This window comes from Streptomyces sp. NPDC002690 (assembly GCF_053592415.1).
The window spans coordinates 14,669-29,483 of record NZ_JBSFVR010000051.1; the positions used below are offsets into that span (position 1 = coordinate 14,669).

Annotated in this window: 12 protein-coding genes and 1 pseudogene; 6 read left to right on the forward strand and 7 right to left on the reverse strand. The window is 71.3% G+C overall.

What is annotated here, in order from left to right:
* The 3 genes and pseudogenes from ACWD3D_RS10040 to ACWD3D_RS10050 all read left to right on the forward strand — a co-directional run bounded on the left by ACWD3D_RS10040 (window position 1) and on the right by ACWD3D_RS10050 (window position 2,425).
* Window positions 1-816: an enoyl-CoA hydratase/isomerase family protein gene (locus ACWD3D_RS10040; protein WP_451460426.1), complete on the forward strand. Its 816-nt coding sequence runs from the start codon at window positions 1-3 to the stop codon at window positions 814-816.
* A gap of 806 nt (window positions 817-1,622) precedes the next feature.
* Window positions 1,623-2,035: pseudogene (locus ACWD3D_RS10045) on the forward strand (PH domain-containing protein).
* Window positions 2,036-2,047: 12 nt separating this feature from the next.
* Window positions 2,048-2,425 (forward strand): VOC family protein, encoded by a 378-nt coding sequence (locus tag ACWD3D_RS10050; RefSeq protein WP_451460427.1) that lies wholly within the window; start codon window positions 2,048-2,050, stop codon window positions 2,423-2,425.
* A gap of 69 nt (window positions 2,426-2,494) precedes the next feature.
* Here the strand turns inward: ACWD3D_RS10050 and ACWD3D_RS10055 are convergent, their stop codons facing one another.
* From ACWD3D_RS10055 to ACWD3D_RS10065, 3 genes are all read right to left on the reverse strand, one after another.
* Complete coding sequence (locus tag ACWD3D_RS10055) at window positions 2,495-3,292, reverse strand: peptidoglycan recognition protein family protein (protein ID WP_451460428.1); 798 nt, start codon at window positions 3,290-3,292, stop codon at window positions 2,495-2,497.
* Between the two features lie 139 nt (window positions 3,293-3,431).
* Window positions 3,432-4,664 carry a cation:proton antiporter gene (locus tag ACWD3D_RS10060; RefSeq protein WP_451460429.1) on the reverse strand — a complete coding sequence of 411 codons (1,233 nt, stop codon included), beginning with the start codon at window positions 4,662-4,664 and terminating at the stop codon, window positions 3,432-3,434.
* Window positions 4,665-4,796: 132 nt separating this feature from the next.
* Window positions 4,797-6,311 (reverse strand): alpha/beta hydrolase, encoded by a 1,515-nt coding sequence (locus ACWD3D_RS10065; protein ID WP_451460430.1) that lies wholly within the window; start codon window positions 6,309-6,311, stop codon window positions 4,797-4,799.
* Between the two features lie 231 nt (window positions 6,312-6,542).
* Between ACWD3D_RS10065 and ACWD3D_RS10070 the strand changes: the two genes are divergently transcribed.
* Entirely contained in the window at window positions 6,543-8,744 is a 2,202-nt protein-coding gene (locus ACWD3D_RS10070; RefSeq protein WP_451460431.1) for an MMPL family transporter, read from the forward strand.
* On the opposite strand, the gene ACWD3D_RS10075 is transcribed toward ACWD3D_RS10070, so the two are convergent.
* From ACWD3D_RS10075 to ACWD3D_RS10090, 4 genes are all read right to left on the reverse strand, one after another.
* The gene (locus ACWD3D_RS10075) at window positions 8,641-9,279 is read right to left on the reverse strand and encodes a LutC/YkgG family protein (protein ID WP_451460432.1); all 639 of its coding nucleotides are present in this window, start codon (window positions 9,277-9,279) and stop codon (window positions 8,641-8,643) included. The genes ACWD3D_RS10070 and ACWD3D_RS10075 overlap by 104 nt on opposite strands.
* On the reverse strand, window positions 9,276-10,838 hold the full coding sequence (locus tag ACWD3D_RS10080; protein WP_451460433.1) for a lactate utilization protein B: 1,563 nt from the start codon (window positions 10,836-10,838) through the stop codon (window positions 9,276-9,278). The genes ACWD3D_RS10075 and ACWD3D_RS10080 overlap by 4 nt, the downstream gene beginning before the upstream one ends.
* Window positions 10,835-11,605, reverse strand: coding sequence for a (Fe-S)-binding protein (locus tag ACWD3D_RS10085; RefSeq protein ID WP_451460434.1), 771 nt, complete (start codon window positions 11,603-11,605; stop codon window positions 10,835-10,837). Before ACWD3D_RS10085 ends, ACWD3D_RS10080 begins: the two co-directional genes overlap by 4 nt.
* Before the next feature lie 100 nt (window positions 11,606-11,705).
* On the reverse strand, window positions 11,706-12,428 hold the full coding sequence (locus ACWD3D_RS10090) for a FadR/GntR family transcriptional regulator (RefSeq protein ID WP_451460435.1): 723 nt from the start codon (window positions 12,426-12,428) through the stop codon (window positions 11,706-11,708).
* 254 nt (window positions 12,429-12,682) lie between these two features.
* On the opposite strand from ACWD3D_RS10090, the gene ACWD3D_RS10095 reads away from it, so the two are divergent.
* Together ACWD3D_RS10095 and ACWD3D_RS10100 are read left to right on the forward strand one after the other, a co-directional pair.
* Window positions 12,683-13,603: an AEC family transporter gene (locus ACWD3D_RS10095; protein WP_451460436.1), complete on the forward strand. Its 921-nt coding sequence runs from the start codon at window positions 12,683-12,685 to the stop codon at window positions 13,601-13,603.
* A gap of 97 nt (window positions 13,604-13,700) precedes the next feature.
* Window positions 13,701-14,687, forward strand: coding sequence for a DUF2510 domain-containing protein (locus ACWD3D_RS10100; RefSeq protein WP_451460437.1), 987 nt, complete (start codon window positions 13,701-13,703; stop codon window positions 14,685-14,687).
* Window positions 14,688-14,815 lie beyond the last annotated feature (128 nt).

Here is a 14,815-nt window from a genome sequence, read left to right on the forward strand (position 1 = left end):
ATGAAACTCCCGCTCTCCGACTTCCTCTCGCCCTACGGACGCCGCACCACCACCGTGCGCACCCACCGCGACGGTCCCGTCCTGCGGATCGAGCTGAACCGGCCGGAGGATGGCAACGCTGTCAGCGAGGCGATGCTGGACGACCTGCTGACCGTCCTCGCCGTGCCGGACCCCGAGGTGCGCGTCCTGGTCCTGAGCGGTGCCGGAGAGGACTTCAGCCTCGGTGGCGACCGCAACGAGTTCGCGGACTGGCTCGACGAGGACCCCACCGGGCGCGGCATCCGGATAGCCGGCGACAAGGCCCGCCGCGTCTGCGAAGCCCTCACAGCGAACCCCGCGGTCACCGTCGCCCGCGTCCAGGGCAAGGTCATCGGCGCCGGCGTCGCGCTCGCCCTCGCCTGCGACCTGCGCGTCGGCACGGACACCACCACCTTCCGCCTCCCCGAACTGGCCCTCGGCCTGCCCACCGCCTGGGGCGGCCTGCTCCCCCGCCTGATCAACGAGATCGGCGCCGCCCGCGCCCGCGAACTGATCCTCACCGGCCGCGTCTTCGACGCCCAGGAGGCGTACGAACTCTCGGTCCTGCAGAAGGTCGTCCCCGAGGCCGAACTCGACCGGGCCGTCAGCGACTGGGCCAGGCCCATCGTCCGCCGCCCGGAGTCCGCGCTCCGCGTGACCAAGGCCCTCTTCGCCTCGTACGCGGCCCCGACCCGCCTGGCCGACCCGTCCCTCCTGGACGCCGAACTCATGGCCTCCGTCGCCGCCGCCCACCACTACGCCAAGAACAGCGGCACACAGGCGGCGCGGGCGCGGTAGGGGTCACGAGGACGCCCAAGGAGTACCTCTGCCCCCGGACCGCCCTTCGCACCCGGAGCCGTCAGGAGACAGCCTTGATGTATGCGAGCGCGCGGAGGCCAAGGGCACACGAGGCACAACCCGCGCCTCCCATTCCCCTCAACACTTCGGACAGTGGCTTTCCCGTCCAATAGAGGGCTCCGCCGGCCACCAGCCCCACGGCGGCGGAACCCATCAGTACGGTGAGAACCTCAAGCGATCGCTGACTGCGTGCAGTTGGGGCGCTGTTCACTGACACTCGTGACCTCCATGAACGTCCGTAGTCGGTCCCGCGGAGCCGTTTCCTGAGCGGGGCACTTCAGGGACTGAAACGAGGGGCGGTGGCGCTGGAAATGGGGAGAGCGCGCAGAGCACCCAACTTGCCTTCCTTTAGCTGAGTAAGCACTCCTGATACTCGTGCAGGCACTCGCTCCTCGACTCTCCGTACCCAAGCCGAACGCCTCCGTCACCGAAGACGCCTCCCCATGTGAAGATGGTCCGGCTCGAGTCTGAGATACACCGTCTCCACGAGGTGCTCCCCGCGTGTGCGGGGATGGTCCCTTGCCGTCCTTGAGGTGCTCACTCTGGAACAAGTACTCCCCGCGTGTGCGGGGATGGTCCCTACGAGCTGACGGATACCGCTCTGTCCGCCCCGTGCTCCCCGCGCGCGGGGAATCGTCCGCCCGATCCGGGCACCATGAAGACACCTCCGGAACGAATCCGCCCCGGACCTCAAGTCACCCAGTCCTCGGCGCATCGCACCGCCCCACCACCGACTCGGTGACCCCATGGCCTTCTTCGGCAACGCCCACTGCATCGATTCCGACCACCGCCCAGCAGGACTACGCCCGCCCGCTGGGCCCGGCGGGCAGATCCACGCCGCGTCCTGCTGAACAGGGACACGATCCTGTTCACCGACCGCAGGTTGTTGCTGGTCGACAAGCAGGGGATCACGGGGAAGAAGGCGGAGCACCACTCCGTCCCGTATCGCAGCATCACACACGTCTCGGTGGAGACGGCCGGGACCTTCGGTCTGGACGCCGAGTTGAAGATCTGGATCTCCGGGACGCCGGCGCCGGTCCAGAAGACGTTCACCAAGCGCATCGACATCAACGAACTGCGGGCGATTCTCACGCAGTTCGTGGCCCACTGCGCAACACTCGCACCGGATAACCCCTCACACTCCCGTGCCACACCGTGATCAGGTGTCCCCATGACTTCTGCCATCCGTCACATCACCGTCGACTGCGCCGATCCGTACGTACTCGCGGGCTTCTGGGCCTCCGCGTTGGGCGGCGAGATCGCCGCCGACGACTTTCCGGGTGACCCGGAGGCCTCGGTCCACGCCGGCACACACGGGCTGCTGTTCATCCGGGTCGAGGACAAGAAGGCCGTCAAGAACCGGCTGCACCTCGACCTTCAGCCGCAGGACCACACCCGGGACGAGGAGGTGGCGCGGCTGGTGGGTCTCGGGGCCACGCTGCACGAGGACCACCGCAAGCCGGGCGGGGCCGGGTGGGTGACCCTGCTCGACCCCGAGGGCAACGAGTTCTGCGTCGAACGCAGCGCGGCGGAGCGCGCGCAGGGCTGACTCACACGGTCCGACTCACACGGGCTGATTCACGGGCCGGCTCACGGGCCGGCTCACCGATCAGGCCCCTCACCGCCCGGCGGCCTGCTTCCGCGCCTCGGCCTTGGCCGGGAGCAGGTCCGCGCTGCCGCTGGCGGCCTTGCGCAGTGCGGCGGTCTTCTCGCGGATCTCGGGGAGCTTGGCGTACAGGGCGTCACCGGGGCAGTCGGTTCCGTAGCTGTCGCGGTGGCCCGAAATGACGTGCAGGTCGGCGGAGTTGCCCTTGGGGTAGAGGCTCTCGCTGTTGGTGGAGACGAGGACGACCTCGCCGCGCGGGTCGGTGCCGGGGCGCAGCTTCCAGGCGGCGATGCGCTCGATGGCGTCGAGCATGGGCTGCGGTACGGGGGTGTCCGGGTCGGTGAAGGTGCCGAGGGCGGCTATGCCGACGGTGTCCGCGTTGAAGCCCTTGGTGTGGGCGCCGCGCACCGAGCGGGTGACTCCGCCGGCGCGGCCTTCGTAGATGGTGCCGCAGCGGTCGACGACGAAGTTGTAGCCGATGTCGTCCCAGCCCTCGTCGTTGACGTGGTCGGACTGGACGGCCCGCAGCATCTCGGGGGCGTCGTCGCAGTCGTAGCGGTTGCCGTTGTTCGTGTGATGGATGAAGACGGCACGGGCGGCCCCGGTGTACACCGCCTTCTCCTTCACGATCGATTCGTCGGCGTGCCATGCGGCGCGGCTGACGATCCTGGGTTCGGCGGGCACCCGTATGCGTTCCGGGGCGACGGCGGCGGCACGCTCGTGGGGGGCGTGCCCGACCGGGCCGTCCCGGATTATCAGGAAGGCCAGCGTCAGGAGTACGGCTCCTGCGGCCAGTCGGCGGGACCACATGAGGTCCACCCTGCGTCGCCCCGCCGGACTTCGCAGGAGAGCCGGGCAACCGGGTGAAGTGCGCCGCCCGCGCCGGTTCGGCCCCGATGACCTGCACGGTTGTCCGGACGGGATCGTGGGGCCCGCCCCGGTGCGGGCTTCACCAGGCCTCGCCGCCCCGGTCGGCCCGGGCTCCCCCGGCCCCGGCCCCGGCCTCCGGCCCTTTGCTGCGGGCCAGCAGCCAGGGCGCCACCAGGGGGAACACCAGGACGGACACCATCGACGCGCCGACCAGGGCCGCCCCCTCCCCGGAACCGATCACTTTCTCGTCGAGCCCGATGGTGGTGATGGCGACGACGAGCGGCAGGCAGGTGGCCGCGTACAGGGCGAGCGCCCCGCGTTCCGCACGGGTGGACAGGTCGCGCGGGGCGAGCAGCCAGACGGGGCCGCCGCGCACGAGCACGAAGAGGATCAGGAACACGGGGAGCAGAGCGAGGGGCCGCCCGCCGTCCAGCAGGGCTTTCAGGTCGAAGTCGATGCCGGTGACGACGTAGAAGAACGGCACGAGGAAGCCGAAGCCGATGGCTTCGACCTTGGAGAGGATCACTTCGCTGTTCTCCGGTACGGAGCCCGTCAGGACGAGCCGGGTCAGCAGGCCGGCCGCGAACGCGCCGAGGAGCGTGTCGAGGCCGAAGAGTTCGGCGAGGCCGAGCATCGCGGCGAGCAGCAGCATCACGAAGCGCACCGCGAACTGGGCGCTGCTGTGCAGGGTCGTGGCCACGATCCGGGCGAACCAGGGCTGTCGGGGCCGGGACGCCCACCAGACGGCACCGGCCGTCAGCAGGGCGAACACCGCCAGAACCGCGCTCGACGCCCCGGGGCTCCGTCCGCTGAACAGCAGGGCCATCGCGATGATGGGGCCGAACTCGCCGACGGCGCAGAATCCGGTGACGACCGTCCCGAACCGGCCTTCCAGCCGCCCCGAGTCCCGCAGGATCGGCAGGACGGCGCCGAGCGCCGTGCTGGTCAGCGCGGTGCCGATGACGAGGCTCCGGGACAGGTCACCGCTGCTGAGGGCGAGGGAGATGCCGAGCCCGAGGGCGAGGGAGATCAGCCAGGCGCCGCCGGCCCGGCGCAGGACCGGTACGCCCACCTCCCCGAACCGGATCTCGTAGCCGGCCAGGAAGATCAGCATCGACAGGCCCAGGTCGGAGAGGGCGTCGATGACCTGGTCGTGGTGGGCCAGTCCGAGGACGTCCGGGCCGACCACGATCCCCAGCAGGATTTCGAAGATCACCACGGGCACGGAGAGCAGCCGCGAGACGGAGGCGGCGAGCAGCGGCGCCAGGACTGCCATGGCCATGATCAGGATGAGGGTTCCGGGGTTGTCCACCGTTCGCATCCTGCAAGAGCCCGCCGCCCGCGCCGGGGATGGACACGCCCCCGGCGCTCTCCCCCACGGGCGGGTGCCGGGGATGGACACGCCCCCGGCGCTCTCCCCCACGGGCGGGTGCCGCCGAGGGCCTCAGCTGGGGCAGTACGTGTCCCGTGCCGGGCGCCGTCCCGTGGTGAGGAAGGTGGCCACGGTCCGGTCGCCGCAGGCGTTGCCGTTGCCGAGGTACATCCCGTGGCCCCCCTGCTCGACGGTGACCATGCGGGCCTTGGCGCCGAGCGCCGCGCGCATCTTCAGGGCGCCGCTGTACGGGGTGGCGGGGTCGCGGAGGCTCTGGATCATCAGGATGTTCGAGGGGCCGTCGTCGGTGAGCGTCACCGGCTTGTCGGCCGGCGGGTTCTGCCAGAACGAGCAGGGGGTGATGCCGGCGGGCATGCCGGCGGTCAGCGGGTACCGCTCCCGGTCGGCGGCGACCTCCTTCCGGTACGCCTCGACGTCGGCCGGCCAGCGCACGTCGTTGCAGATCACCGCGACCATCAGCGCCGCATCCTGGTCCGGCAGCGGGTGGACGAGTTCCGGCGGCAGTACGGGCACGGCCTGCGGGTCCCGTGCGGACCGCACCAGCGCGGCGAACCCGGCGAACGCGCTGTCGGAGTACAGGGCGCTCTGGAGCGTCTGGCGCAGGCCGTTCCCGGTGAGCGGGGCGCCCGGGACACTCGATTCCCTGGGGGCCAGGTCGAGGCGGGCGGCGAGGTCCAGGAGCAGCGGTCCCACGTCCTCGGGGCGTTCGGCGAGCCGCAGTCCGTCCGCCTCGCGGGCCGGGTCGGAGGCCCAGGCGGCGAAGTCGGGGAAGCGGTCGGCCGCGCCGCGCGCCATGTTCGCCAGCCAGCCGCGCTCGACGCGTGCCGGATCGGGGTCGCCGCTGCTGTCGAGGACCAGCCGGTCGACCCGCCGGGGGTAGGACTGCGCGTACTGGGCCCCGATGTAGGTCCCGTACGAGACGCCCCACGCCGAGACTTTCCGTTCGCCGAGGGCCTGCCGGAACCGGTCGAGGTCGCGGACCTGGTTGGCACTGGTGAAGCTGCGGAGCGCCTCCCCGCCGTTGGCCGCGCAGGCTTCGGCGGTACGACGGGAGCGGGCGATGTTCTCGTCGATCGAGCCGTCGGCCGCGGGCCAGGACCGCAGGGCCGTCAGCATGCGGTCGTCCTCGGCGAGTCCGCACCCGGCCCTGGTGGAGCCGCCGACCCCGCGCGGGTCGAGGGAGACCAGGTCGTAGCGGCCCTCCGTCGACTTCCGCAGGGCCGCGCCCTTCTGCGTCAGCCGCTGGACACCCGAACTGCCGGGCCCTCCGGGGATCACCATCAGCGTCCCGCGCCGGGCGTCGGGCCGGTCGGTGCGCAGCCGGGAGACGGCCAGGGTGAGGGAGGGGCCGTCCGGGCTTGCGTAGTCCAGCGGTACGGAGAGGTCCGCGCACTCCTGTCCGGTGAGCCCGCCGGTGCAGGGGCGCCACTCCAGGGCGGGGCCGCCGGCGGTGCTCACGGGCCCGGCGGCGGCCTGGGCCGGGGGGGTGACGGCGGCGGTGAGGGTCACCGCCAGAACGGTGGCGAGGAGCGCGGCCGGCCGTGCGATGTTCCGGTAAGTAGCCATGGGAGAAGGGTGGTTGACGCCATACCGTGTGCCCATCCGGCAGCCGGGAGGCCGAGGGGTGGGGACAGCCCCCCTCAGGAATCCACCTCAGGAATCCGCCTCAGGGCTCCCCTCAGGACCCCCGCGCGGGCCCCTCTCCGCGTCCGCACCCACGCCCGTTCGGACGCCCCCGGGTGCCCCCGCCCGCGAACGCTCCTTGACTGGGACGTCAGCAGGCCACCGGGAGGTCCCATGCCGTCGTCACCGGCCGCGAAGGCCGTCCCGCCCCCACGCCGCGCGGGCGGGGCCCAGCACCCCACCGGCGGGCTGCGGCGTCTCGGGGCCTGGTGCGCCCGGCACTTCGTGATCGTGCTGGTGCTGTGGGTGGTGGCGCTGGCGGGGCTCCAGGCGCTCGTCCACGCGTACGGCGGCGACTACTCCGACGACTTCTCGCTGCCCGGTACGCAGTCCCAGGACGGACTGGACGTCCTCAAGGCGCACGCCCCGTCCGCCGGCGGGTACAGCAGCCAGATCGTGCTGCACGACGCGGACAAGCCCCTCACCGACCTCTCCGATCAGGTCTCCTCGACGGTCGGCAGCCTCCAGAAGTTGCCGGAGGTGCTCTCGGTACAGAACCCGCTGCCGCCGCCCGGCACTCAGCCGACCCCGCCGCCCACCGGTACCCCGAACACCGGGCCGCTCTCCACGGACGGGAAGACGGCGTACATCACGGTCCGTTTCGCCGTGCAGCCCTCGACGCTCGGCTCGGACTACCTGCACGGTGTGGACAAGGCGGTGCAGCCACTGCGTTCGGCCGGGGCGCAGGTGGAGTACGGGGGTCCGCTCGGCGAACTCGCGCGGCCCGAGGCGAACGACCGCACCAGCGAGGCGATCGGTTTCGGGGTGGCGATCCTCGTGCTGCTGATCGGCTTCGGCAGCCTGCTCGCCGCTCTGTTGCCGCTGGTCACGGCAGTGTTCTGCGCGGTGTGCGGGCTGGCGCTGCTGGGGCTGCTGGCGTCCGTGTGGACGTTCGCCACGGTATCGCCGACGCTCGCCACGATGATCGGCATCGGGGTCGGCATCGACTACGCGCTCTTCCTGGTGACCCGGCACCGGCAGAACCTCATCGACGGACAGCCCCCGGCCACCGCCGCCGGGAACGCCGCCGCGACCAGCGGGCGCGCGGTGCTGCTCTCCGGGTGCACGGTGATCATCGCGCTGTCCGGGCTGTGGGTGTCCGGCATCGGGTTCATCGGGAAGCTGGGGCTGGCGGCGGCCGTCACCGTGGTCACGGCGGTACTGGGCGCGCTCACCCTGGTCCCCGCGCTCCTCGGGCTGATCGGCCGGCACATCGACCGTATCCGGGTCCGCACCCCGATCGCCGAGACGGACGCGGCGCCGGGCGAGAGTGCGCACGGCGGCTGGCACCGCTACGCGGAGCGGGTGGAGCGGCGGCCCTGGTGGTTCCTGGTGGGCGGGGTGGTGGTGCTGGCGGTGCTGGCCTTCCCTCTGTTCTTCATCCAGTTGGGGCACATCGGCGACGGCGCCGACCCGAAGTCGTTCACCGACCGGCGGGCGTACGACCTGATGTCGTCCGCCTTCGGGCCCGGTTCCAACGGCCCGCTGACCCTCGTCGTCGACCAGAGCGACGTGCCCGCGGCGGACCGGGCGGCGCTCTCCTCGCAGGCCCAGAAGGCCCTCACCGGGGTGACCGACGCCGCGAAGATCACCCAGCTCACGGCCACTTCGGACGGGGACGTGCTGACCGCGACCGCGTACTCCGTCGCCGCCCCGCAGGACGAGCGGACCACCGCGCTCACCAACGACCTGACCGACACCGTCCTGCCGAAGGCCGTCGAGGGCTACAAGGCGCAGACGTACGTCACCGGCACCACCGCCGCCCAGGTCGACTTCCTCGACATCGTCTCCAGCCGGCTGCCGTTGATCATCCTGGTGGTGGTGGGCCTCGCGTTCCTGGTGATCCTGGTCGTCTTCCGGGGGCTGCTCGTCGCGGTGAAGGCGGCGGTGCTCAACGTGCTCTCGATCGCCGCCTCGTACGGGGTGGTGGTCGCCGTCTTCCAGTGGGGCTGGGGCGGTCCGGCGCTCGGCGTGTCGGGGGACGTGCCGATCGAGAGCTACGTCCCGATGATGATGTTCGCGATCGTCTTCGGCCTGAGCATGGACTACGAGATCTTCCTGCTCTCCCGCATCCACGAGGCCTGGCTGCGCACCGGCGACCCCCGGGGGAGCGTGGCGCACGCGCTGGAGATCACCGCCCGGGTCATCACCTGCGCGGCGCTGATCATGGTGAGCGTCTTCGCGGCGTTCCTGATCAGCGACAACATCGTGGTCAAGATGCTGGGGCTGGGCCTCGCCGCCACACGAGCGTCCGGGGGCCGTGCACCCCTTCCACCCGCTCCAGTTCGATGTCCGAGGTGGCCGAGGGCCCGCTGATCAGGGTCGTCGGCCGTTCCGGTACCAGGCGCGCGACCGCCTCCGGGACCCCGACCTCCACCGTGGAGAGGTCCACGACACAGAGGTGCAGGTCGGGGACGAGGGAGAGCGCGCGGCGCCCCTGGTCCCCGGAACCGTCCAGGAAGATGGTGCCGGTCTCCGCGCAGCTGACGGCGGACGCCGTCACCACGCCGTCGAGTTCGCCGAGGGTGGGCGCCGGGATGGAGGCGGAGTCCCGCTGGACCTCCCCGTCCCAGGCGGCCAGCCAGTCGGCGTCGAGCCCGGCGGGCACGCCGATCCGGCGGGCGCCCCGCTCCCGCAGCGCCTCGGCGATCACCTCGGCGGTCCGGTCCGAGGTGCAGGGGTGGACCTGTGCCTTGTAGTCGACCAGCCGGTCGGTGAGGAGGGCGAGGCGTTCGGCGTCGGGCAGGGTGCGTCCGGTGCGGTAGTCGCGCGGGACGGTGACCGGGCGGGCCGGGGCGAGCGCGAGGGCGTCGCGCACCCGGCCGAGGACGGTGTCGCGTGCGGTGGTCACTTCTCGTCCTCCGTCGGGTCCGTCGGGCGGTCCGCTCCGGCGCTCGACGCGGCGCCCTCGTCGGCCGCCGCCTTCATGGTGGCGGCGCCTTCGGCCGAGGCCAGCCAGGCGCGGAACGTCTGCTTCGGCGGGGCCGGGGTGTCCCGGCTGTCGCTCCAGCCGTCGAAGGGCGCGGGCACCCGTCCGATGGTGCCGTCCTTGCCGGCGACGACCCGTCCGAGACCGGCCGCCTTCTGGGCCGCGGTGAAGAGCTTCGGGCTCTTCATCACGGTGGCGGCGGCCTTCATCGCGAGCTTCTCCGCCGTCGTACCGGACTGCTCGGTGTTCTGGTGCCGGAGTTCGACCAGCAGCGACGGGATGTCGATCTTGACCGGGCACGCGTCGAAGCAGGCGCCGCAGAGGCTGGAGGCGTACGGCAGCGAGCTGTTCGGGTCGTCCTTCGCGGCGTGCATCCCGGCGAGCTGCGGGGTGAGGACCGCGCCGATCGGGCCGGGGTAGGTCGAGCCGTAGGCGTGACCGCCGGCGCGTTCGTAGACCGGGCAGACATTGAGGCAGGCGGAACAGCGGATGCAGTTCAGCGCCTCGCGTCCGACCTTGTCGGCGAGGGCTGCGGTCCGGCCGTTGTCGAGCAGCACCAGGTGGAAGTCCTGCGGGCCGTCGCCGGGGGTCACCCCGGTCCACATCGAGGTGTACGGGTTCATCCGCTCGCCGGTGGAAGACCGTGGCAGGAGCTGGAGGAAGACTTCGAGGTCAGCGTAGCGCGGCAGCACCTTCTCGATGCCCATCACGGTGATCAGGGTGTCGGGCAGGGTGAGGCACATCCGGCCGTTGCCCTCGGACTCCACGACGGAGAGGGTGCCGGTCTCGGCGATGCCGAAGTTGGCGCCGGAGACGGCCACCTTGGTCGTCATGAACTTCTCGCGCAGATAGGCGCGCGCGGCGGCGGCCAGGTGCGCGGGCACGTTGTCCAGGTCCGGGTCGACGCCCGGGATCTCCTTGAGGAAGATCTCCCGGATCTCGTCGCGGTTGCGGTGGATCGCGGGGACCAGGATGTGCGAGGGCTTGTCGTGGGCGAGCTGCACGATGAGTTCGGCGAGGTCGGTCTCGTAGGGCGTGATGCCGACCGATTCGAGGTGCTCGTTGAGGCCGATCTCCTGGGTGGCCATGGACTTGACCTTGATCACGTCGCTGCTGCCGGTCGCCCTGATCAGGCGGGTGACGATCTCGTTGGCCTCGGCGCCGTCGCGCGCCCAGTGGACGGTGCCGCCGTGTTCGGTGACCTTCGCCTCCAGCTGCTCCAGGAGTTCGGGCAGCCGGTTCATGGTGTCGGTCTTGATCGCCGCTCCGGCGTCGCGCAGCGGCTCCCAGTCGGGGAGTTCACCGGTGACGTGGAGTCGCTTGGTCCGGATGGTGCGGGTGGCCTTGCCGAGGTTGCGGCGGAGCTGCTCGTTGCGCAGCTCGTCGTGCGCGGCGGCGGGGAACTTCCGCTCGCCGCGCAGGTTGCCGGTGCCGTACGGCGAGCGGGGCGGGGCTGCGGGCATGCCGAGGAAGGTGCTCATACGGTGGCGGCCTCCGTCAGGGCGTACGGCGCGGTACGGGTCGAGGCGAGGATCTGCGCAAGGTGCAGGGTGCGGGTGCCGGACTTGATGCGGTGGAGCCCGCCGCCGATGTGCATCAGGCAGGAGGAGTCGCCGGCGGTGCAGACGTCGGCGTCCGTGGAGGCGATGTTGCGCATCTTGTCCTGGAGCATCGCGGAGGACGTCTCGGCGTTCTTCACCGCGAAGGTGCCGCCGAAACCGCAGCAGGAGTCGGCCTCGGGCAGTTCCACGAGGTCGATGGAGTCGACGGCGCGCAGCAGTCGCAGCGGTTTCTCGCCGACGCGGAGCATCCTCAGCGAGTGGCAGGTGGGGTGGTAGGTGACGCGGTGCGGGAAATACGCGCCGACCCCGGTGACGTCGAGGACGTCCACGAGGAACTCCGAGAGTTCGTACGTCTTGGCCTCGACCGTGGCGACCCCGGCACGCAGCGCGGCGTCGCCGTACCGCTCGGCGACGATGCGGTGCTGGTGGCGGACCGACCCGGCGCAGGAGCCGGAGGGCATGACGATCGCCTCGATGGACGCGTCGCCGAACTGCTCGGCGAAGTTGCGCACCAGGGGTACGGGCTCGCGCTGGTAGCCGGTGTTGACGTGCATCTGACCGCAGCAGGTCTGTCCCGGCGGGAACACCACCTCGTGGCCCAGGCGGGCCAGCAGCACCGCGGTGGATTTCACCGCCTCGGGAAACAGGGTGTCTCCCAGACAGGTGGCGAAGAGCCCGACGCGCATGGAGCCTCCTCGATCGTTTCTCTACGTCCTTTGTATGGTCGGACCATACTCCTGATGGCGGTCCCAGTGAAGTTCCCCGGCCTCGCGCCGGGGCGCTCCGCTACTTGTCGTCGACCAGGGTGCCGTGCAGGCTGCGGATGTGGCGCTCGACCAGGTCGGCCGCCTCCGCGCCCCGTCCGGCGCGTACCAGCCGGAGCAGTTCGGTGTGTTCGGCGTTGAGCGCGGCGGCGGTGGCCGGCCAGTCCTCCGCCTCTTCCAGGGCGCGCAGGATCAGCGGGCGTACGGACTCGCGTACGGCCGAAGTGAGGGTGGAGGTAAGGGCGTTGCCCGAGCAGCGGGCGATCTGCACGTGGAAGCGGGTGTCCAGGTCGTTGAAGGTGGTGACGCCGATGCCGGGGGCCGCCATGCCCGCGACCAGGGACGCGGCCTCGTCGAGGTCCTCGTCGCGGGCGTGAGTGACGGCGGCCTCGAAGCCGGACCGCTCCAGGACGACCCGCGCCTCCATGACGTCCTCCAGGCTGTAGCTGCCCAGTGCGAAGTGGAGCCGGAGCAGCCGTCCGAGCGCGTCGTCCGGGTTGCGCACGATCCGCGCGCCCGAGTCGGGCCCCCGGCCGGGCTGGGCCACCAGGACCCCGATGGTCTCCAGCACCCGGAGCGCCTCGCGCAGGGCGGACCGGCTGACGCCGAGGACGGGGGCGAGTTCACGCTCCGGCGGAAGGCGGTCGCCCGCCTTGAGCTCACCCGCGAACACCCGCTCCTCGATGCTCCGCAGCACGAGTTCGTGGGTACGGGACTGCCGCACGGGTTCCCATTCGACGGGCATCCGCTACTCCCTGATCGGGCCGGTCGCACCGGCGGTCCGCGTCCGTCCGGGGGCGGGCGGTCCCCGCCCGGGCTCCCGGATCACTCGGCCGACTATGTCACACACGTACTGTGGTCGGACCAAAGACCGGTGTGATCGGTGACGCCTTGTGCGGAAGTACCGACGCTCCATAACGTTGCGTGCATGTCACACCGAAAATTGTCGGCCCGGGCCGCTCTCCACCACACTCCCCTCCGCTCCGTCGGCGGGCGTCGGTGACCGGCGTCCTGGAGGGGTTCGGTGTCATCGCGAGCATCATCGCCGTCGGCTATCTGATCGGCCGGTCGGGTCTGCTGGGTGAGCACGGACAGCCTGTACTCACCCGGCTGTCCTTCCACGTCGCCTCGCCCGCCCTGCTGTTCACCACGATGACGAAGGCCGACCTGTCGGTCATGGTGTCGCTGCCACTGCTGGTGACCGCGCTCTCCACCCTGGTGGTGGCGGGCACCTTCGCCGCGGTCGGAGCCGTACGCGGCTGGAGCGTGGGCCGCACGACCATAGGCGCCCTCTGTTCCTGCTACGTCAACGCCGGCAATCTCGGCATCCCCATAGCCGTCTATGTCCTCGGAGACGCGACCCTCATCGCACCGATCCTGCTCTTCCAGCAGTTGGTCGTCTCCCCCGTGGCGCTCACCGTCATCGAGACCTCGCGCCCCGGCGAGCGGGATTCCCTGGCGCGGCTGCTGACCACGCCCTTCCGCAACCCGATCGTCCTGGCCTCGCTCGCCGGCGTCGCCGTCAGCGTCCTGGGGTGGCGCGTCCCCGGGCCGGTGCTGGAGCCGGTGACGCTGATCGCCGGAATCGCGGTGCCCGGGGTGCTGCTCGCCTTCGGCATCTCGCTGCGCGGCAGCGAGATGCCCGGTCGCGGCACGGACCGGGGGCCGGTGCTCCTCTCCGTGGCGTTGAAGAGCTTCGTCCAGCCGCTGACCGCCTGGGCGATCGCGGCCGGGGTGTTTGGCCTGGAGGGGGCGCCCTTGTTCGCGGTGGTGGTGACCAGCGGTCTTCCCGCCGCCCAGAACCTCTTCACGTACGCCTCGCACTACGGGACGGGCGTGCGGCTGGCCCGGGAGTCGATCCTGCTCTCCACCGTTCTCGCCGCGCCGGTCACGGTCACCACGGCGGCCCTGCTGGGTTGAGGCGGGCGGGAGTGCCGGGGGGCCCGGTGCGCCGTCTTGAGAGAAAGAACACCAGCCATTTCATGTGATTCTCACTCAGTCCGCATACGGTACGGCTGTGAACCAGACGAGCCCGCCCGGCTGGCATCCAGACCCCGGGTATTCAGGAATAGGCCCCGCGCAGGAGCGCTGGTGGGACGGCACCCAGTGGACCGACCAACTCCGCGTGGCACCCGCCGCCGTCCGTAGCCGCCGTATCCGCATCGGCGTCGGTATCACCGTCGGCGTGGTGGTTCTCGCCGCCGTCGGCGGTGGCGCGTACGCACTGGGGCACGGCGACGGAAAGCAGTCCGCCAAGCCCTCGGTCGCGCAGTCGGGCGGCCCGCCGTCCGGCGGCAACGGACGCCAGGGCGCCCCCGGCGAGAGCGGCGGCGGCTTCGGTGGCGGCCAGGGCGGTGGCCAGGGCGGCGGCAGCGGAAGCGACGGCGGAAGCGGCCAGAACGGCGGCGGGAGCGACGGCAGTGGCGGCCAGGACCAGGCGCCCGAGTCGCCGCAGATCCCCACCGAGGACGGCTACGCGACCGACATCGCCAGCGGCATCAGCCTGCCGGTCCCGGACGGCTGGACCGGCGAGTCCGGCACGGTCGGCGCGAACCTGACGACGGGCGAGTACGCCTGCCCCGGCGACACCAGTCAGAAGTGCGTGCGCGGAGGAGTGTTCTCGGCGCCCGCGGCGGCGCTGGAGAACACGGAGAAGACCGCCGAGGCGGCCGCGAAGAAGGACATCTCGGTCAACGCCGAGGAGTCCTACGGCGCGGACATCTACGAGGGAATCACCTCCCACCAGGAGCTGAAGTCCGAGGCCGTCACCGTGGCGGGCCAGAAGGGCTACCTCGTGCGCTGGAAGGTGGTCACGAAGAAGGGCGACGACGGGTACGTCGAATCGCTCGCCTTCCCCTCCCCCAACAGCAAGGACCTGCTGGTGGTCATCCGCTCCGGGTTCGACATCAACGCCAAGGCACCGGAGCTCTCCGTGCTGGACACCATCACCAAGGGCATCAAGGCCGCGTCGGTGAGCGGATCGGGCAACGGGCAGACCGCGTAGACAGAGGTACCGGACAGAGGGGCGGCGGTGCCCGGTCGATCCTGACCTGGCACCGCCGCACGTGTACCCGGTCCCCGGTCAGGCCGCCGGACATGGTTACGTTGCGGGCGGAGGCCGTCCCGCGGGAC